The following is a 17863-nucleotide window of genomic DNA, read 5'->3' as shown; positions in this document are numbered from 1 at the left end:
GACTTCCTGCCTGCGAGACTTCACAGGACATAAAGAACACATGAGTGCATCCCAGCTTGCGGGCCGACCGCATTGCGACGCCCGGACCCGGCACGGACAGCCGGCCCGGTCCGCTTCGCCCCTGGCCGCGCTGGTCGCGGCGCTGATTCTGGCCGGCTGCGCATCACCGCACGGCATTGCGCCGCAGACCACCACGCCGGACCCGGCGCAAATGCAGCTGGCCCGTCCGGCCGGCGTCGAGGCCGCGCCGGTAGCGGATGGCTGGCTCGCGCTGGCGCAGCGCGACCCGCAGTTCGCCGCCGCACTGGCCGAGGCCCGCGCCGCCAGCCCGTCACTGACCGCCGCCGCCGCCCGCGTGCGCTCGGCCATGGCCGCCGCCGGCCTGGCCGAAGCGGCCCAGGGGCCGAATGTCGACCTGCAACTGGCCTATGACCGCCAGCGCATCTCGCTGAACAACCCGATGTTCCCGGCTCCGCTCGGTGGCGAGTGGTACCCGCTCTACCGGACCGGCCTGTCGGTGCAGTATGTGTTCGACTGGTGGGGACAATTCGCCGCCGAAGAACGCGCGGCACAGGCGCAGGTCGAAGTGGCGCGCGCCGAGGCCCGCGATGCCGACCGGCTGCTGGCCCATACCCTGGCCGCACAGTATGTGACGCTTGGCGACGCCATCACCCAGCGTGATCTGGCCCGTGCCGAACTGGCGGCGCTGGAACGCCGCGCGGCGCTGACCCGGCAGCAGGTGACGGCCGGCATCGCGCCGGCCGATCTGGCGGCCAATATCAATGCCCAGCGCGACCAGAAGAAGGCGGAGATCGCCAGTCTCGACCAGAGCGTTGCCAAGGCGCGCCATGCGCTGGCCGCGCTGGCCGGCAAGGGACCGGATGCCTTTGCCGCACTGACGCCGGCCGCGCTGCCCGCCGCCAGCGCAGTGACCCTGCCGGCCCAGCCGACACTGGCCCACCTGGCAGCCCGCCCGGATGTGCAGGCCGCCCGCGACAGCGTGACGGCGGCGGCCGAAGGGGTGAAATCGGCTCGCGCCGCCTTCTATCCGACCGTGTCGCTGACCGGCTTTGCCGGCGTGTCCGCCGGCCATGTCAGTGATCTGCTGAAAAAAGCCAGCGGCACCTACGACATCATGCCGGCCATCTCGCTGCCGATCTTCGACGGTGGCGCTCTGCGCGCCCAGCTCGGCAGCCGCGCCGCCCGTTTCGATCTGGCCAATGCCGAGTACACCCGCACCCTGATCAACGCTGCCCGTGATGGCGCCGATGCCATGGTGACGGTGCAGGCCAGCAGCGATGCCCGCCGCCAGGCCGATGCCGTGCTCGGCGAAAACGCCCGCGCCGCCAGCATTGCCAGGGCGCGTGCCGCCGGCGGCATCGCACCGGTCCGCAACGCGCTGGAAGCCGAACTGGCCCGCCTGCAGGGCGAGCGCAGCGCCCGCCACGCGCTGGCACAGGAATGGCTGGCACGCATGGATGCTGCCCGCGCACTCGGCGCCTGACCCCGATCACACCCCCACAGCTATACCCTACCCAATGACACGAGCGTGCCGGCGTCCCTGACGCCGGCCCGGAGATAAAGAAAAATGAACGCACAAGCCAGACCGAAGTCCCGCAAGCAGGCCCTGACCCTGCTGGCCGCCGCTGTTGTCGTCGCCGGCGTTGCCTATGGTGCCTACTGGGGACTGCATGGCCGCTATCACATCGAAACCGATGATGCCTATGTCGCCGGTCACATGGTCGCCATCACCCCGCTGACCGGCGGTACGGTCAGCACGGTCATGGTCGACGACACCGACTTCGTCAAGACCGGCCAGGTACTGGTCAAGCTCGATCCGGCCGATGCCGAACTCGCCTACCAGCGCGCCCGTGCCGCCCTGGCCGATGCCGTGCGCTCGACCCGTGGCGCGACCTTCAGCGCCGACAGCGCGGCCGCCCAGGTTGCCGCCCGCGAAATCGACCTGCAGAAGGCCGAAGGCGATCTGGCCCGGCGCGAAAAACTGGTCGGCACCGACGCGGTGACGCCGGAAGACCTCGCCCATGCCCGCGACGCGGTCGCCGCCGCCCGCGCCGCCCTCGATGTCGCCAACCGCAACCGGTCCACGGCCCGCGCCCAGGTGCTGGACTCGCCGATCGCCGAACAGCCGAAGGTGGCCCAGGCTGCCGCTGCGCTGAAGGAAGCCTACCTGGCGCGCAAGCGCAATACCGTGGTGGCGCCGGTCGACGGCTATGTCGCCCGCCGCTCGGTGCAGGTCGGCCAGCGCGTGGCCGCCGGTACGCCGATGATGGCCGTGGTGCCGCTGCGTGACGTCTGGGTCGATGCCAACTACAAGGAAGTGCAGCTCGACCGCGTGCGCATCGGCCAGCCGGTCAAACTCGAAGCCGACCTGTACGGCGGCAAGATCGAATACACCGGCAAGGTGGCCGGCGTCTCGGCCGGCACCGGCAGCGCCTTCTCGCTGCTGCCGGCGCAGAATGCAACCGGCAACTGGATCAAGGTCGTGCAGCGCCTGCCGGTGCGGGTGACGCTGGACCCGAAGCAACTGGAAACGCATCCGCTGCGTGTCGGCCTGTCGATGACGGTGAATATCGACACCCGTGACGAATCGGGCCGCATCCTGGCCGACGCCCCGCCGGCCCGTCCGGCCTCGCACACCGGGGTCTATGCCCAGGACCTGGCCGATGCCGACGCGCTGGTGGCCGATGTCATCGCCGCCAACGCCGGCAAGTAAGGGAGCGGTCACATGACCCCGCATCCGCCGCTGGAAGGCAGCACCCGCTGGCTGATCACCATTGCCCTGTCTCTGGCGACCTTCATGCAGGTGCTCGACAGCACGATCGCCAACGTGGCGATCCCGACCATCGCCGGCAACCTCGGGGCGTCCACCAGCCAGGGGACCTGGGTGATCACCTCGTTCGGGGTGGCGAACGCCATCTCGATTCCGATCACCGGCTTCCTGGCCAAGCGTTTCGGTGAAGTCCGGCTGTTCATGCTGGCCAATATCGGCTTCATCATCACCTCGGCGCTGTGCGGCATCGCGCCGAGCCTGGAACTGCTGATTTTCTTCCGCGTGCTGCAGGGCGCGGTGGCCGGTCCGCTGATCCCCTTGTCGCAGAGCCTGCTGCTGTCCTGCTATCCGAACGAGAAAAAGGGCATGGCGCTGGCGCTGTGGTCGATGACGGTGATTGTCGCGCCGATTTTCGGCCCGATTCTCGGCGGCTGGATCTCGGACAACATTCACTGGTCGTGGATCTTCTTCATCAACGTGCCGATCGGCATTCTGGCCTGCTGGATGGCCTGGCCGATCCTGCGCGAGCGCGAAACTGCCCGCTTCGAGATCCCGATCGACCGCATGGGCCTGATCCTGCTCGCACTCGGCATCGGCGCGCTGCAGGTGATGCTCGACCAGGGCAAGGATCTCGACTGGTTCGCCTCGACCGAGATCGTCACCCTGGCCATCGTGTCCGGGCTGGCGCTGATCGCACTGGTGATCTGGGAGCTGACCGACGCCCACCCGGTGGTCGACGTGTCGCTGTTCAGGCAGCGCAACTTCCTGGTCGGTTCGGTCTCGACCGCACTGGGCTACATGCTGTACTTCGGCTCGATCGTGCTGCTGCCGCTGCTGCTGCAGGAACACCTCGGCTATACCGCGACCCAGGCCGGTCTGGCGGCAGCGCCGATCGGCATCCTGCCGGTCATCCTGTCACCGATCATCGGCAAGTTCTCCAACCGGATCGACTTCCGCTGGCTGGCCACGCTGAGCTTCGTGGTGTTCGCCTTCACCTTTATCTGGCGTGCGCTGACTTTCGAGCCCGGCATGGCCTTCTCCGATGTGGTCTGGCCACAGTTCGTCCAGGGCATCGGCATCGCATGCTTCTTCATGCCGCTGACCGCCATCACCCTGTCCGGGCTCAAGCCGAACCAGATCGCCGGCGCCTCGGCGCTGTCGAACTTCATGCGGGTGCAGGCCGGCGCGATCGGCACCTCGCTGATCACGTCGATCTGGGAGCGGCGCGAAGCCGTCCACCACGTCGACCTGAGCGCGAACGTGTCGACCTACAACCCGGCCTGGCATGCAGCGCTGGGTGACTACCATCTGGCCGGGCTGACCGACGGCCAGGCACTGGGGGTCACGCTGCGCGAAATCGTGCGCCAGGGTTACGTGATCGGTGCGAACGAGATCTTCTGGGCCGCTGGCGGGCTGTTCCTGATCCTGACCGGCACCATCTGGTTCGCCAGCCGGCCATCCGGTGGCAGTGCGTCCGACGGCGGTGGCGCCCACTAGTCAGCCAGTATGCGGAAACAGAGAACGCTCCGGAAACGGAGCGTTCTTTTTTTACTGCTGCTGAATGACTACTTTTCTGCCGGCAGGTCGTACGGCCCCGGCAGCAGGCCGCCGGTATACACCGCCTGCTGATTGGCGCGCTGCGCCAGCGGCATGTAGTTCGGCGAGGCCTTGGCGATGGCTGCAGTCACTGCCATGGCGACCAGATCCACCAGCGGATTGCCGGAGCTGTTGTTGTTCTGCGGCGAATAGGCAAGCTGCTGGTGGCTCTTCCACAGCGTCTCGCCGGTCAGGCCGCTCTTCAGCGTATAGTCCAGCGCCACGGTGACCGTGGTCGACAGCACGATATAGCGCGCATCCCAGCGCTCGATCGAGATGTACAGCACGCTGTCGGCGCCAAACAGGCCGGCCAGCTGGCGCGGGTCGGCCCCGTGCACCATGTCGGCATCGGCCATGCCCTCGTCCTCCATCATCCGCTTGACCAGATGCACCGGAAAAACGTAGTAGCCGCGTTCGGCCAGCGGGCGGGAAATGGTGGTCAGGAAGTAGTCCTGCGCATCCACGTCCACGCTGCGGTTGACCACCGGCACCACCAGCACCGAGCGCAGGTTGGCCTCGCGCAGTTTTTCCGCCGACGGCTTGTCGGCGTCCTCCGCCCTTGCCGCGAGGCTGGAGACGGCCAGCATCAGGCCGACCAGCACGGTTCCGATCCGGCGCGCGATCATGATGCACTCTCCTGGCTGGCGGGTTTCTTGCCGGCCGAAGCCGCCTTGATCATGTTGTCCATCAGCTTGCCGGACTCGGGCCAGCGCTGCTTTTCCTTCTCGAATGCGGCAATGGCTTCCTGCTTCTTGCCCTGCTGCATCAGCAGGTAGCCGTATTCGGCATACAGGCCGGGCGCCGGCGGCAGCTTGCCCTTTTCTGCGCCTTCGATGGTTTTCTGCAGCGCCAGTGTCAGGGCGGCGGCGTTTTCCGGGTTCTTGTAGTAGCTGTACAGCGAGCTTTCATACTCGCCCCACGTGTACTTGTCGCGCTGGGCGGCGCAGCCGGCCAGCATCAGCGCGGCCAGCAGCGGCAGCAGGAGGTGGCGATGGATCATCTGGCAGCCTCTCCCAGCCGGATCACGTGGCGCTCACCATTGGTCAGCAGCACCTGCTGCCGGTACAGGTCCTGGCCGTCGGCCGCGACGCGCAGCTGGTGCGGTCCTTCCTCGACCGTCAGCGTCTGCCGGACACCATCGTATTGCGACGCATCGCCGGCAGCGATGCCGTCGACGAACAACTGGGCCCGGGCCGGCGCGCCCACGACGCTCAGCGTCGGACGAAGCGTGGCGGTGCGGACATCGGTATGCGGCAGCGCGCAGGCGGTCAACGCCAGCAGGGCCACCAGGGAAAGCCGTTTCATGCGGGTTCCTTCAGGTCGGGGATCAGTGACGCGATTCAGCGATGTACAGGTCCGAGGTTCTGGCCTTGCCGAGCGAGCCGGACACCAGTTCGACGACGGCGCCTTCGTTGCTGTCGTTGTCGCCGAACAGCTGCACCACGCGGACCCGGGCCACCTGCGTGCCCGGCAGGGCGATGCGGAAGCCGGTCTGGCCGCTCTTGACCTTCTCGCCCTCATGCATCACGTCGAGCATGTCGCCGACGCGCAGACCCTGCCGCTCGCCGCCGCTGATATACAGCTGGCGACCGCTGACCTTCAGGATGTCGGTGCGCCATGGCCGCGCATCGAGCTTGTTCATCAGCGCGGTCTGCACATCGGACAGCGCGGCGCCGATTGCGCGATCATTCAGCGAGCCGTCGTAATCGGCCTTGCTGCCGAAACCGGCGACCTGGCCGGACTCGGTGCTGGCCTCGCCGGCACCATTGGCCGAGAAGAACACATGCCCGGTACGGGCATCGACCAGGCGGATTTCGACCTTGGCCCGTGCGGTCTGGATCTTGGTGGCGCTGAGGAAGCCGGACTTGCCGGTGGTGCTGCGACCGAACTCGGTCACCGAGCCGAGGATCAGCGTGTCGACGCCGACCAGGTCGGCCTGCTGCAGGATGGCCTGCTCGGCCTTGATCCTGTTCAGGTCCTGGCGCTCGAACACCAGGAAGCGGTTGGACGCCACCAGCCGGTTGGCCAGCATGTCCGAGGCCTGCTTGCCGATCGGATCGAGGTTGTCGTCAGTGACGAAGGTGCGGCCGTAGCGGGTTTCATTGGTGAAGCGACCGATGGCGAGCTTGCGCTTCAGCGTCTTCTGCTGCGGCTGGGCAGCGGTGGCCTGGGCCTCTGCCTGGCGAACCGGCGACACCGGCAACTCGACCGACTTGGGAACAGGGTTCTGCGTGGCGCACCCTGCCAGCAGGGCAGCCAGTACGGCCAGGTGGATTTTGGTCATCGGGAAAATTTTTCGTGAAAAAAGGTAAAACGGCAGCCATATTGGCATGACATGCAGGACCCCGTGAAACCCATGCCGTCAGAATGTCGGCATTTTGCGACAGGGCAAATTAGCTTGTGAATACGTGCACAGAGAGGTGAAACACGGGCATGATCCGACAGGCGGGAAGCCGTCATTGGTCAATTCGTGCAGGAATCACTACACGGGCGGGCCAACAACCGCTAAAATCCGCCAGCCCGCGTCGAGCCAGTCCCCGCGGGCTGGAATCCTTCTAGAAAAGACCCTGCCAGGAGCGTCCTGCTCCGGCTGAAATCCGACAACATCTGCACCGGATTGGCATCACGCGCTCGCGTTGATGGTGTGGATGCAGGAAAGTCTATGAGCCAAACGACGTTTGCAGACCTGCGTCTGGCCGAGCCGCTATTGCGTGCCGTTGCCGACCAGGGCTATACCGAACCCACCCCGATCCAGCGCGAGGCCATTCCACAGGTGCTCGCAGGCGGAGACCTGATGGCGGCCGCGCAAACCGGCACCGGCAAGACCGCCGGTTTCACGCTGCCCCTGCTGCAACTGCTGGCGTCCACCCACGCCAACTCGCACCCGCCCGGCAGGCCGCGCGCGCTGGTCCTGACCCCGACGCGCGAACTCGCCGCCCAGGTCGAGGAATCGGTGGCCACTTATGGCAAATACCTGCCCCTGACCTCGCTGGTGATTTTCGGCGGTGTCGGCATCAATCCGCAGATCAGCGCGCTGAAAAAGCGCGTCGACATCCTGGTGGCAACGCCGGGCCGGCTGCTGGACCTGATTTCGCAACGCGCGGTCGATCTGTCCGGCATCGAAATCCTGGTGCTGGACGAAGCCGACCGCATGCTGGACATGGGCTTTATCCGCGACATCCGCAAGGTGCTCGCGCTGCTGCCGGCCCATCGCCAGAACCTGCTGTTCTCGGCAACCTTCTCCGACGAGATCAAGCGTCTGGCGGATACCCTGCTGCAGTCGCCGAAGCTGATCGAGGTCTCGCCGCCGAACACCACCACCGAGCTGGTGGAACAGAGCGTGCACCTGGTCGACCGTGACAAGAAGCGCGAGCTGCTCGAACACCTGATCCGCGAACGTCACTGGGAGCAGGTGCTGGTGTTCACCCGTACCAAGCACGGTGCCAACCGCCTGGCGGAAACGCTGGACAAGCATGGCGTCCGCGCCGCCGCGATCCACGGCAACAAGAGCCAGGGCGCCCGTACCCGTGCGCTGTCCGAATTCAAGGACGGCTCGCTGCAGGTGCTGGTGGCCACTGATATCGCCGCGCGCGGTCTCGACATCGACCAGTTGCCGCAGGTCGTCAACTTCGAACTGCCGAACGTGCCGGAAGACTATGTGCACCGCATCGGTCGTACCGGCCGCGCCGGCAGCCCCGGCTGCGCCGTGTCGCTGGTCTGCGTGGACGAGATCAAGTTCCTGGCCGATATCGAAAAGCTGACCCGCCAGTCGATCCCGCGCTTCACCATCGAAGGTTTCGAGGCCGACCTGAGCGTGCCGCCGGAACCGATCCCGATGGGTGGCAACCGCGGCCGCCAGCAGCAACCGCGCCACAATGCGTCGCCGCGCCAGCCACGCCCGGCCGCAGGCGACCGCCAGGACAGCGCCGCGCGCGAATCCGCCGATGGCGCCGCCCGGAAGAAGCGCCGCCGCACCAAGAAGCCGGCCGGCGAGCAGGCCGCAGGCCAGCAGCCGGAAGTCCAGGCAACAGCCAGCGCCCGCCCGCCGCGTGCACCGGGCAAGCCGCACGAGGGCCGTTCGTCGCAACCGGGCAACCGCAATGGCGGCAAGGGTGGCAAGCCGCGTGACCGCGACGCGCAACCGCGTGACCGCGATGCCCAGCCGCGCGACAACCGTCCGCAGGACAGCAATCGTGGCGAAGCCAACGGCAACAAGCAGTCGCGCAACGACCGTGCCGCCCCCGGCAACTCGATGGAAAGCGATCCGTCGGTCTACAGCGGTCAGCCGGTGCTGTTGAGCCATGTGCTGAACAACGGCGGCAACCGCAAGCCGCCACGCAAGCCGGTCGCCGCGCTGCTCGGCGGTCACGGCAACAAGAACCGGGGTCGCTGAGCGCAGACAAGGGCGGGGAGCGATGCCGCCGGGGTAGAATGGCCGTTGTCTCTTTCTGAACGGAATCCATGTCCGCTCCGCTCGTACTCGTGACCCGTCCGGACACCGTGTCCGCCGCGCTGACCGACCGGCTGGCGCAGGCGGGCCTGGTCCCGCTGGCGCTGCCGGTCATCGACATCGTGCCCGACCCGGCCCGGCTTGACCGGCTGGCCGGTGAGCTGGCCGGCTGTGACTGGCTGGTCGCCGTCAGTCCGTCGGCCGTCTCGGTGTGTGCCGATGTGCTGCAGACACTGCCACCGGCGCTGAAACTGGCTGCCGTCGGTGCCGGCACTGCCCGCGCGCTGTCGGCACTGACCGGCCGGCCGGTGCTGTTCCCGACCCACGGCAATGACAGCGAAGCCCTGCTCGCCTGTCCGGAACTCGCCGATCTTCACGATCGGCGCTTTCTTGTCGTCAAGGGCCGTGGCGGACGTCCCCTGCTGACGGAAACACTGGCTGCGCGCGGTGCGCGCGTGGTATCTATTGACGCTTATGAACGCCGGCCCCGGCCGGTCGATCGCGCCGCGCTGGCGGCCGCGCTCGCGGCCCATCCGCGCGCTGGCGCGGTGGTGACCAGCCGTGAAATCGCTAATGCCTTGCGCGACGCGGTTGGCGAGGCCCTATGGGCGTCGTTACAATCAATCGTGCATATCGTGCCGCATGAGCGGGTGGCCGACCGCCTGCGCCAGCTTGGCGTGCATGATGTCCTGACAACTTCGGCCGGAGACGACGGCATCGTCGCCGCGCTGATCGAATGGTTTGCCACGCATGACTGAATCTTCTGTACCTGTCGTCACCCGTACGCCGCGCCGCATCAGCCTCGCGCTGATCGTCGCCCTCATCGCGCTCGGGGTTTCCGGCTGGCAATGGTATGAGACCCGGCGCGTTCTCGATCGCGCCGAGCTCGACCTGGCCAAACGGCTGGCGGAAACCTCCGGCCTGAGCGTCTCCGCGCGGGCCGCGCAATCGCAGAGCCAGCAGGCCATCGACCAGCTCGCCACCCGCCTGAACCAGACCGAAGCGCGCGTCGCCGAGTCCGCCGGCCAGTACGCGACGCTGCAGTCGATGTACGCCGAGCTGACCAAGAACCGGGAAGACTGGCAGCAGGCTGAAATCGAACACGCACTGACCATCGCCAGCCAGCAGCTCGAACTGGCCGGCAATGTGCCGGCCGCCATCGCCGCGCTGGAAAACATCGACGCCCGTCTGGCCAACCAGGACAAGCCGCAATACATCGCGCTGCGCCGCGGCATCGGCCACGATCTGGAAGCGCTGAAGGCGCTGCCGTATGTCGACGTGGTCGGCCTGTCGGTCAAGCTGGACCGGCTGGTCTCCGGCGTCGACACCCTGCCGCTGGTCGTCGACGGCCACCGCGTGGTGGAAACGGCGGCGAACGGCAAGGCCGCCACGCCGCCCGCGACGGCACCGGCCACCAGCCGCTGGCGTGAAATCACCCGCGAGCTGTGGAACGGCTTTACCGGTCTGATCCGCATCCAGAACATGGACAAGCCGGATGCGCTGCTGCTGTCGCCCGAACAGGCGTTCTTCCTGCGCGAAAACCTCAAGCTGCGCCTGCTCGATGCCCGTCTGGCCCTGCTGCAGCGTGACTCGCAGGGCTACACGACCGATCTGGGCCAGGCGCAGGACTACGCGCGCCGCTACTTCGACACCCAGACCCAGCAGACGGCGCAATGGCTGCAACTGCTCGACAATGTCGCCAGCAGCCCGGTCAGCACCGATATTCCCAGTCTTGATGCCAGCCTGAAGGCGGCACGGGCGCTGCTGACGCCGCTGGCCAAGCCGGGGAGCGCGTCATGAAGTGGGTGTTGTGGCTGGTCGGCCTGTTTGCCGTCGCTGTCGGCTTTGCGCTGTTCGCTGAAGTCAGTAAGGGTTACGCGATCCTGATCCTGCCGCCGTACCGGGTGGAGCTGTCGCTGAACCTGATGGTGGTCCTGCTGCTGGCGGCAGTGATCGCAACCTACCTGATCCTGCGTGCGCTGAGCATTGCGCTGTCGCTGCCGGAACGGGTCAAGCGCTTCCAGCGCCAGAAAAAACTCGACGCGGCGCGCCACGCGCTGCGCGATGCGACGCTGTCGCTGTTCGAAGGCCGCTACCAGAAGGCCGAACGCGAGGCGATCAAGTCGGTCGACAACGAGAGCGACGCGCAGAATCGCGCCATTGCCCTGCTGGTCGCGGCCCGTGCCGCCCATGCGGTCAAGGATGCCGGCAAGCGCGACAGCTATCTGGTCCGGCTGGAGAACGAGGGCGAGGCGGCCGAACTGGCCCGCTGCGTCAGCGCCGCCGAATTCCTGCTGGAGGACAAGCAGTACGTCGCGGCTCGCGCCGTCATCGACCGCGCGCGCCAGCTGTCGCCGAACCTGACCGCCGCATTGCGGCTCGAACTGCGGCTGAGCCTGGCCCAGGGCGCGCCGGATGCCGTGCTGGCCCTGACCGAGAAACTGCTGAAGGCCGAGGCCATCAGCCCGGAACAGGCACGCCGCTACCGGCTGGCCGCCTGGCGCCAGCAGATGGGTGGCCTGATCGACGCCGAGGAACTCAAGCGCTGGTGGAGCAAGATTCCGGCGCAGGAGCGCGAGAATGACGAGTTGCGCATCGCCGCCGCCCAGCACGCGCATGAACTCGGCGACACGCCGATGGCGGTCGATTTCCTGACCCGGCGCCTGGATGCCAGCTATTCCAGCGAACTGGCCGGGGAACTGGGCCGCTACGTTGCCGACCTCGACGACGAGGGTCGTCTGGCGCTGGCCAAGCGGGCAGAGAAGTGGCTGGAAACCGAACGCCGCGATCCGCGCCTGCTGCTGACGCTGGGCCGGCTGGCCGTCGCCCAGAAGCTCTGGGGCAAGGCACAGGGCTATCTGGAAGCCAGCGCCACGCTGGACCCGGCCCTGGCGACACATGCCGAACTGGCCAAGCTGTTCAAGCGCCTCGACCGCGATGAAGAGGCCCGTCGCCACTTCGACGAATGCGTGCGACTGGCACTGGCACAAGCCGGCTGAGCCGGGAACACGTCTGAATGAGAACAGGCCGGCATATGCCGGCCTGTTCTCATTTTCAGGCGTCAACCATCCGTATCCCGCGTCTTCGCCACCGCCTTCAGCCAGCCGGCGTACAGCGTCGCGCGCCGGTCCTCGGCCATGGCCGGAACGAAGCGGGCCTGGCGCCGCCACAGCGCCGACAGCTCGGCCAGGTCGCGGTACCAGCCGCAGCCGAGCCCGGCCAGCCACGCAGCGCCCAGGGCCGTGGTTTCGCTGGTACCCGGGCGTTCGACATCCACGCCGAGCATGTCGGCCAGAAACTGCATCAGCCAGTCATTGGCGACCATGCCGCCATCGACGCGGATCGATGCCGGGCAGGCGCCATCGGCGCGCATCGCATCGAGCAGGTCGCGACTCTGGTAGCAGACCGATTCCAGCGCCGCACGCACGATATGGCTGATGCCGGAATCCCGCGTCAGGCCGGTAATGGCGCCACGCGCCAGCGGGTCCCAGTACGGCGCGCCGAGGCCGGTGAAGGCCGGCACCAGATAGACGCCGCCGGTCGAGTCGACCTGCCGCGCCAGGCCTTCGGTATCGCCGGCGTGCTCGATCAGCTTCAGCGCATCGCGCAGCCATTGCACCGCCGCCCCGGCAATAAAGATGCTGCCCTCGACCGCGTAGGTCGGCACGCCGTCCAGCCGGTAGGCCACGGTGGTCAGCAGCCGGTGGCGGGAACGCAGGGCCAGGCTGCCGGTATTCATCACCATGAAGCAGCCGGTGCCGTAGGTGGACTTGACCATGCCCGGCTCGAAGCACGCCTGGCCGACCGTGGCGGCCTGCTGGTCGCCGGCCATGCCGGTAATCGGCATCAGGTCGCCAAACAGCCGCGTCTGGCCGAAATCGGTTGCCGAATCGCGCACCTCGGGCAGCAGCGAGCGCGGGATGTCGAACAGCGCCAGCAGTTCGTCGTCCCACTGCTGGGTATGGATATTGAACAGCAGGGTACGGGCGGCATTGCTGGCGTCGGTCGCGTGAACGCGGCCCTCGGTCAGCCGCCACAGCAGAAAGCTGTCGATGGTGCCGAACGCCAGTTCGCCGGCCTCGGCCGCCGCACGGGCGCCGGGCACGGTTTTCAGCAGCCATGCCAGCTTGGTCGCGGAAAAATACGGGTCGAGCAGCAGACCGGTGCGCCCGGCGATCCAGTCCTCGTGATCGGCCAGCGCCTCGCAGTCGGCGGCGGTGCGCCGGTCCTGCCAGACGATGGCGTTGTGCAGCGGACGGCCGCTGCGGCGATCCCACAGTACGGTGGTTTCGCGCTGATTGGTCACGCCGATGGCGGCAATGCGGCTGCCGTCCTCCAGTTGCGACAGGGTTTCGCGCACGCAGTGGCGCACATCGTCCCAGATCCGCTCCGGGTCGTGTTCGACCCAGCCTGAGGCCGGATAGATCTGCGGCAGCTCCCGCCCGCTGCTGGCAGCGGCGTGGCCGTCGCGGGTGAAGGCAATGGCACGCGAACTGGTCGTGCCCTGGTCGATGGCCAGCAGGTATTCAGGCATTTTTCGGGCCGCAGGCAGGGATGGGCGAAGGCCCGATCCGGGTGGAGAAATGGACGCCGGTCATTTTATGTCAAACCTCGCCATTGCCGCCGTCTGTCGGTTTTTTCCTGGTGCCCTGTTTCGATTCCGAACCGGAACGCAGGGCAATGGTGCGGATGCTTTCGTTTGCGCACCCCTGTCAATCATGCTAAAAACATGTGATCCAAACGCAACACAAGATCCCTGCCAGATGAATCGCCTGCCGCGTCATGAACAGATCCTGAAGCTGGTACGGGCCAGCGGGTTCATGCCGATCGAGGAACTCGCCCGTCTGCTCGATGTCACGCCGCAAACCATCCGCCGCGACATCAATACCCTGTCCGAAGAAAACCTGCTGCGCCGTTTCCACGGTGGTGCCGCCCTCGGACCCAGCGTCGAAAACGAGGAATACGCGACCCGCAAGGTCAAGAACCAGGCCGAAAAGACCCGGATCGCCAAGCTGGTCGCCGAGCACGTGCCGGACGACTGTTCACTGTTCATGAGCATCGGCACCACGATAGAGGCTGTCGCACGCGAGCTGATCATCAATCACCAGCACCTGCGCGTCATCACCAACAACCTGAATATCGCCACCATCATTACCCGCCGCCCCGACTTCGAAGTCATCATTACCGGTGGCGTGGTGCGCAGCAAGGATGGCGGGCTGACCGGCATGGCGCCGGTCGACATGATCGAGCAGTTCAAGGTCGACTACGTGATCATGGGTGCCAACGGCATCGACAACGACGGCACGCTGCTCGACTACGACTACCGCGAAGTCCGCGCAACCAAGGCCATGATGAACAATGCCCGTCAGCGCTTCCTGGTCGTCGACTCGAGCAAGTTCGGCCGCAACGCGATGATGAAGGTATGCCATATCGGCGAGATGAACGCACTGTTCACCGACGACGAGCCGCCGGCCGAGCTGATGCCGCATCTGAACGAGAACAGCGTGCGCCTGTTCGTGGTCGAAGGTCAGCCGGCTCCCGTGCGCGGATAAGTCCCCCGCGCATTGCGGACAGCAGAACGCCGGGCCATGCCCGGCGTTCTGCTATCCGCTTACAGCACCGGACGGCGCTTGCCCGGCGTGTGCTCGCTGGTTTCCGAACGCACCACCAGCAGCGGCATGTCGGCCTGACGCATGACCGACTCGGCCACACTGCCGAGCATCATGTGCATCAGTCCGCTGCGGCCATGCGTGCCCAGCACCAGCAGATCGGCCGGCACGCTGCGCGCATAGTTCAGCAGCCCGTCGGCGATTTCATCGCCACCGCCCCAGCACTCGGCGATGAACAGCGACGGTTCCAGACCGGCGGCGCGAGCCTGCGCAGCGGCCCCTTCCAGCCGCGCCTCGCCGTGGCGGTGAGCCAGTTCGGCCAGCTTGGCCTTGTCAGCCAGCACCACTTCTTCCAGTGCCAGTTCGAACAGATTGACGATATGCACCAGGTGCAGTTGCGCACCTGCCAGTTTCGCCACTGCGATGGCCTGTTCGAGCGCTTGCGACGCGTTGTTGCTCTCGTCGATCGACGCAACGATGTGCTGGTACATGAGGACTCCTTGGATTTTCACGATGACTGGACGCCGGCACGGCCCGATGCCCTGTCTCCACATCATTTTCCCATGATGGGGCTGCACCGGCCGCAGGCGAAAACACCTTCTCTCCCCCTGCCGGCCGACCGGGCCCGGCAACCGCTGTCACGGCCGGTTCATTAACGGCAGGGAAACCGATACGTGCGGGAATGATGGCAATGAGGATAACGCAATCCCCCGGCCCGCCGCGACGGCAGCTGTCATATTCGGCAAACGATTTGACGTGAAGCAAGCGCCAACCGTGACTATGCTCAAGTGACCATCGAATCGTTGTCCTCCGGCTTGAGCAGGAAAAGGAGACTGCCATGTTGACCAAGTCCACACTCGCAGCCGTTCTGGCACGGCTGACCGGCCCCGGCTTCCAGGTGAAATGGTGGGACGGTGATGTCCGCCGCTACGGCGGGGACGAGCCTGCGTTCGGCCTGAATTTCCATGCCGAACCGGCCTTCAACGCCGAAGATCCCATGGTATCGCTGGGCGAAGCCTATATGGATGGCGTGCTCGACTTCGATGGTGACTGGGATGCCATGCTGGGGCTGATCAACAGCAACCGGCAGATACTGGACGGCCCGCTGGCGCGGGTGGCCGGTGTGGCACGCACACTCGACCGGTTGCGGCTGCGGGCGAGGCAGAAGGAAAACATCGCCCATCATTACGATATCGGCAACGATTTCTACCGCATGTGGCTCGATCCGGACATGAACTACTCGTGTGCGTATTTCGCCACAGCGGACATGACGCTGGAGCAGGCACAGCAGGCCAAGATCGACCATATCCTCGCCAAACTGTGTCTGAAACCGGGCGAACGACTGCTGGACGTCGGCTGCGGCTGGGGCGCCCTGCTGATCCGCGCGGCCCAGCGCCACGGCATCTGCGGCGTCGGCCTGACCCTGTCTGCGGAACAGGCCGACGCCGGCCGCGCACGCCTTGCCAAAGCCGGTCTGTCGGACCGGATCGAGATCCGGCAGATGGATTACCTCGACCTGTCCGGTGCCAGCGACCGTTTCGACAAGGCGGTCAGCGTCGGCATGTACGAGCATGTCGGTGAACGGCATGCCGCCCGCTATTTCGCCCGTGTCGCCGATGTGCTCGAACCGGGCGGCCTGTTTCTGCTGCATACCATCGTCGGCCATACCGACGATGGCAACACCAACCGCTGGGTCGAGAAGTACATTTTTCCCGGTGGCGAGATCCCGTACCTGCCGCGGCTGGCCGATACCGCCGCAAAAACCGGCTTCTTCCTGCTGACGCAGGAAAGCCTGCGCCTGCACTACGCCGCCACCCTGGCGCACTGGCGCGCCAATTTCGACCGTCATCTGGATGCGGTCCGTGCCCGTTTCGATGAACGCTTCGTGCGCATGTGGACGCTGTACCTGCGCGGCAGCGAGGCGTCATTCCGTGGTGGCGGGCTGGATCTGGGCCAATTCCTGTTCTCGCGCGGACTGGCCGCACATCCGCCGCGCCATCAGGCGCACCTGTACAGCGGCGGGGAGCCGGTGCTGTGGTAGCTCAGGCCACGCCATGGCGACGGAACCACTCCAGCATGCGGCGCCAGCCATCCGTGGCGGCGCCTTCCCGGTAACTGGCCCGATAGTCGGCAAAAAAGGCATGCGGCGCATCGGCATAGATGACGATTTCGCTGCCGCTGGCACCGATTTCCGCACGCATGCGCTCGACAGTATCGAGCGGAATCCCGCTGTCGGCCCCGCCATACAGGCCAAGCACCGGCACCCTGAGCCCGGCGCCGATATCGACCGGTTGCTGCGGCGTCAGCGCCGTGTGCTCACCGACCAGCCGGCCATACCAGGCGGCAGCGGCCTTCAGCGTCGGCCGGTGCGCCGCGTACAGCCAGGCGATGCGCCCGCCCCAGCAGAACCCGGTAATGGCCGCACGCCCGGTATCGCCATGGCTGTGGGCCGCGGCCCAGGCCAGTGCCGCGTCGAGGTCGGACAGCACCTGCGCATCCGGCACCCGGCTCACCACCGTGTCCATGATGGTCGCGATGTCACTGATCCGCGACACGTCTCCCTGGCGAAAATACAGTGCCGGTGCCACTGCGCAGTAGCCGAGCCGGGCCAGCCGACGGCAGATATCCTGGATATGGGCGTGAATGCCGAAAATTTCCTGTACTACCAGCACGACCGGCCACGGACCGGGTCCGGTCGGCATGGCGCGGTAGGCCGGCAGCGCGACGCCATCGGCCGCCGGTATCGTGACCAGCCCGGCAACCAGTCCGTCCGACGGTGTGGTGATGACCGTGGCCTGCGCAACCGGCTGCACGGCCAGCGCAAAACCGCCGGCAGCCAGCGTGGTCAGGAAATCACGACGGGAAAAGGGGGGCATGACGGGCACTCCACGGCGGCAGGCAATGTTTCCGGTATCGCCTTCCGGCCGGCGTACGTCAAGCCCGGCTTGCCGGTCCGCACCGGCCAAGGTAGAAAGACGGCGTGCGACCGCTTCCCGTTTCATCCCGACACCTGCTGCGCCCACTGCTGATGCTTGCGGGCGGGCTGAGCCTCGCCCTCGGCATCCTCGGCATTTTCCTGCCGCTGCTGCCGACCACGCCGTTCGTGCTGCTGACCGCTGCCTGCTGGGCGCGTGCCTCGCCGCGTTTCCATCGCTGGCTGCTCGGTCACCGCACTTTCGGCCCGATCGTCATCGCCTGGGAAACCCGGCGCGCGCTACCGCGCCGCGCCAAGCGGCTGGGCCTGCTGCTGATGACGGCATCGATGTGGACGTCGATGTGGATCGTCCAGCAGCGCCCGTGGCTGGTACTGATGCTGCTGCTCACCTGGCTCGTGGTCGGTGGCTGGCTATGGCGCCTGCCGGAAACGACGGCGGCGCCGGCACAGGCCGGCGCCGCCGTCGGGCGGGATGACTGACG

Annotated in this window: 17 protein-coding genes; 10 read left to right on the top strand and 7 right to left on the bottom strand. The window is 66.6% G+C overall.

Annotation, left to right across the window (positions count from 1 at the left end; all coding sequences use genetic code 11):
- The first annotated feature begins 40 nt into the window (after positions 1 to 40).
- From ACYVG8_RS12235 to ACYVG8_RS12225, 3 genes are all read left to right on the top strand, one after another.
- A complete protein-coding gene (locus ACYVG8_RS12235) occupies positions 41 to 1504 on the top strand; it encodes an efflux transporter outer membrane subunit (protein WP_460745901.1) in 1464 nt (487 codons plus the stop codon).
- A gap of 84 nt (positions 1505 to 1588) precedes the next feature.
- Positions 1589 to 2734, top strand: a complete 1146-nt coding sequence (locus ACYVG8_RS12230; RefSeq protein WP_112691963.1) for an HlyD family secretion protein — start codon at positions 1589 to 1591, stop codon at positions 2732 to 2734.
- A gap of 12 nt (positions 2735 to 2746) precedes the next feature.
- Positions 2747 to 4288, top strand: a complete 1542-nt coding sequence (locus ACYVG8_RS12225) for a DHA2 family efflux MFS transporter permease subunit (protein ID WP_028498521.1) — start codon at positions 2747 to 2749, stop codon at positions 4286 to 4288.
- A gap of 68 nt (positions 4289 to 4356) precedes the next feature.
- Here the strand turns inward: ACYVG8_RS12225 and ACYVG8_RS12220 are convergent, their stop codons facing one another.
- The 4 genes from ACYVG8_RS12220 to ACYVG8_RS12205 are packed head-to-tail and all read right to left on the bottom strand — an operon-like array spanning position 4357 to position 6671.
- Positions 4357 to 5013, bottom strand: a complete 657-nt coding sequence (locus tag ACYVG8_RS12220; protein WP_036385461.1) for a DUF799 domain-containing protein — start codon at positions 5011 to 5013, stop codon at positions 4357 to 4359.
- Entirely contained in the window at positions 5010 to 5387 is a 378-nt protein-coding gene (locus ACYVG8_RS12215; RefSeq protein ID WP_107888874.1) for a DUF4810 domain-containing protein, read from the bottom strand. The genes ACYVG8_RS12220 and ACYVG8_RS12215 overlap by 4 nt, the downstream gene beginning before the upstream one ends.
- On the bottom strand, positions 5384 to 5692 hold the full coding sequence (locus ACYVG8_RS12210; RefSeq protein ID WP_028498523.1) for a hypothetical protein: 309 nt from the start codon (positions 5690 to 5692) through the stop codon (positions 5384 to 5386). Before ACYVG8_RS12210 ends, ACYVG8_RS12215 begins: the two co-directional genes overlap by 4 nt.
- 22 nt (positions 5693 to 5714) lie before the next feature.
- Complete coding sequence (locus ACYVG8_RS12205) at positions 5715 to 6671, bottom strand: CsgG/HfaB family protein (protein WP_315382482.1); 957 nt, start codon at positions 6669 to 6671, stop codon at positions 5715 to 5717.
- A gap of 378 nt (positions 6672 to 7049) precedes the next feature.
- Here ACYVG8_RS12205 and ACYVG8_RS12200 point away from each other — a divergent pair, with 378 nt between their 5' ends.
- The 4 genes from ACYVG8_RS12200 to ACYVG8_RS12185 all read left to right on the top strand — a co-directional run bounded on the left by ACYVG8_RS12200 (position 7050) and on the right by ACYVG8_RS12185 (position 11836).
- Complete coding sequence (locus ACYVG8_RS12200; protein ID WP_084299889.1) at positions 7050 to 8780, top strand: DEAD/DEAH box helicase; 1731 nt, start codon at positions 7050 to 7052, stop codon at positions 8778 to 8780.
- Between the two features lie 68 nt (positions 8781 to 8848).
- Positions 8849 to 9595: a uroporphyrinogen-III synthase gene (locus ACYVG8_RS12195; RefSeq protein ID WP_028498525.1), complete on the top strand. Its 747-nt coding sequence runs from the start codon at positions 8849 to 8851 to the stop codon at positions 9593 to 9595.
- Positions 9588 to 10637 carry a uroporphyrinogen-III C-methyltransferase gene (locus ACYVG8_RS12190; protein WP_051528716.1) on the top strand — a complete coding sequence of 350 codons (1050 nt, stop codon included), beginning with the start codon at positions 9588 to 9590 and terminating at the stop codon, positions 10635 to 10637. Before ACYVG8_RS12195 ends, ACYVG8_RS12190 begins: the two co-directional genes overlap by 8 nt.
- Positions 10634 to 11836 (top strand): heme biosynthesis HemY N-terminal domain-containing protein, encoded by a 1203-nt coding sequence (locus tag ACYVG8_RS12185; protein ID WP_107888875.1) that lies wholly within the window; start codon positions 10634 to 10636, stop codon positions 11834 to 11836. The genes ACYVG8_RS12190 and ACYVG8_RS12185 overlap by 4 nt, the downstream gene beginning before the upstream one ends.
- Before the next feature lie 62 nt (positions 11837 to 11898).
- On the opposite strand, the gene glpK is transcribed toward ACYVG8_RS12185, so the two are convergent.
- Positions 11899 to 13371, bottom strand: coding sequence for a glycerol kinase GlpK (gene glpK, locus ACYVG8_RS12180; RefSeq protein WP_460745899.1), 1473 nt, complete (start codon positions 13369 to 13371; stop codon positions 11899 to 11901).
- A 229-nt stretch (positions 13372 to 13600) separates the two neighbouring features.
- On the opposite strand from glpK, the gene ACYVG8_RS12175 reads away from it, so the two are divergent.
- Complete coding sequence (locus tag ACYVG8_RS12175; protein ID WP_028498528.1) at positions 13601 to 14389, top strand: DeoR/GlpR family DNA-binding transcription regulator; 789 nt, start codon at positions 13601 to 13603, stop codon at positions 14387 to 14389.
- A 59-nt stretch (positions 14390 to 14448) separates the two neighbouring features.
- On the opposite strand, the gene ACYVG8_RS12170 is transcribed toward ACYVG8_RS12175, so the two are convergent.
- The gene (locus tag ACYVG8_RS12170) at positions 14449 to 14937 is read right to left on the bottom strand and encodes a universal stress protein (RefSeq protein WP_028498529.1); all 489 of its coding nucleotides are present in this window, start codon (positions 14935 to 14937) and stop codon (positions 14449 to 14451) included.
- Positions 14938 to 15284: 347 nt separating this feature from the next.
- On the opposite strand from ACYVG8_RS12170, the gene ACYVG8_RS12165 reads away from it, so the two are divergent.
- Positions 15285 to 16487 (top strand): class I SAM-dependent methyltransferase, encoded by a 1203-nt coding sequence (locus ACYVG8_RS12165; RefSeq protein ID WP_460745897.1) that lies wholly within the window; start codon positions 15285 to 15287, stop codon positions 16485 to 16487.
- 1 nt (position 16488) lies between these two features.
- Here ACYVG8_RS12165 and ACYVG8_RS12160 read toward each other — a convergent pair whose 3' ends face one another.
- Complete coding sequence (locus tag ACYVG8_RS12160; RefSeq protein ID WP_107888878.1) at positions 16489 to 17322, bottom strand: dienelactone hydrolase family protein; 834 nt, start codon at positions 17320 to 17322, stop codon at positions 16489 to 16491.
- 134 nt (positions 17323 to 17456) lie between these two features.
- On the opposite strand from ACYVG8_RS12160, the gene ACYVG8_RS12155 reads away from it, so the two are divergent.
- Positions 17457 to 17861 (top strand): YbaN family protein, encoded by a 405-nt coding sequence (locus tag ACYVG8_RS12155; RefSeq protein ID WP_199905570.1) that lies wholly within the window; start codon positions 17457 to 17459, stop codon positions 17859 to 17861.
- Positions 17862 to 17863 lie beyond the last annotated feature (2 nt).

Source organism: Microvirgula curvata (assembly GCF_054781615.1).
Note: the sequence above shows the minus strand (reverse complement) of the source record. Positions and strands in the feature narration are given on the sequence as shown.

Bases quoted from the DNA above. Each gene is read 5' to 3' on its own strand.
- ACYVG8_RS12235 (WP_460745901.1), top strand. From the start codon at position 41: ATGAGTGCATCCCAGCTTGCGGGCCGACCGCATTGCGACGCCCGGACC.
- ACYVG8_RS12230 (WP_112691963.1), top strand. From the start codon at position 1,589: ATGAACGCACAAGCCAGACCGAAGTCCCGCAAGCAGGCCCTGACCCTG.
- ACYVG8_RS12225 (WP_028498521.1), top strand. From the start codon at position 2,747: ATGACCCCGCATCCGCCGCTGGAAGGCAGCACCCGCTGGCTGATCACC.
- ACYVG8_RS12220 (WP_036385461.1), bottom strand. From the start codon at position 5,013: ATGATCGCGCGCCGGATCGGAACCGTGCTGGTCGGCCTGATGCTGGCC.
- ACYVG8_RS12215 (WP_107888874.1), bottom strand. From the start codon at position 5,387: ATGATCCATCGCCACCTCCTGCTGCCGCTGCTGGCCGCGCTGATGCTG.
- ACYVG8_RS12210 (WP_028498523.1), bottom strand. From the start codon at position 5,692: ATGAAACGGCTTTCCCTGGTGGCCCTGCTGGCGTTGACCGCCTGCGCG.
- ACYVG8_RS12205 (WP_315382482.1), bottom strand. From the start codon at position 6,671: ATGACCAAAATCCACCTGGCCGTACTGGCTGCCCTGCTGGCAGGGTGC.
- ACYVG8_RS12200 (WP_084299889.1), top strand. From the start codon at position 7,050: ATGAGCCAAACGACGTTTGCAGACCTGCGTCTGGCCGAGCCGCTATTG.
- ACYVG8_RS12195 (WP_028498525.1), top strand. From the start codon at position 8,849: ATGTCCGCTCCGCTCGTACTCGTGACCCGTCCGGACACCGTGTCCGCC.
- ACYVG8_RS12190 (WP_051528716.1), top strand. From the start codon at position 9,588: ATGACTGAATCTTCTGTACCTGTCGTCACCCGTACGCCGCGCCGCATC.
- ACYVG8_RS12185 (WP_107888875.1), top strand. From the start codon at position 10,634: ATGAAGTGGGTGTTGTGGCTGGTCGGCCTGTTTGCCGTCGCTGTCGGC.
- glpK (WP_460745899.1), bottom strand. From the start codon at position 13,371: ATGCCTGAATACCTGCTGGCCATCGACCAGGGCACGACCAGTTCGCGT.
- ACYVG8_RS12175 (WP_028498528.1), top strand. From the start codon at position 13,601: ATGAATCGCCTGCCGCGTCATGAACAGATCCTGAAGCTGGTACGGGCC.
- ACYVG8_RS12170 (WP_028498529.1), bottom strand. From the start codon at position 14,937: ATGTACCAGCACATCGTTGCGTCGATCGACGAGAGCAACAACGCGTCG.
- ACYVG8_RS12165 (WP_460745897.1), top strand. From the start codon at position 15,285: ATGTTGACCAAGTCCACACTCGCAGCCGTTCTGGCACGGCTGACCGGC.
- ACYVG8_RS12160 (WP_107888878.1), bottom strand. From the start codon at position 17,322: ATGCCCCCCTTTTCCCGTCGTGATTTCCTGACCACGCTGGCTGCCGGC.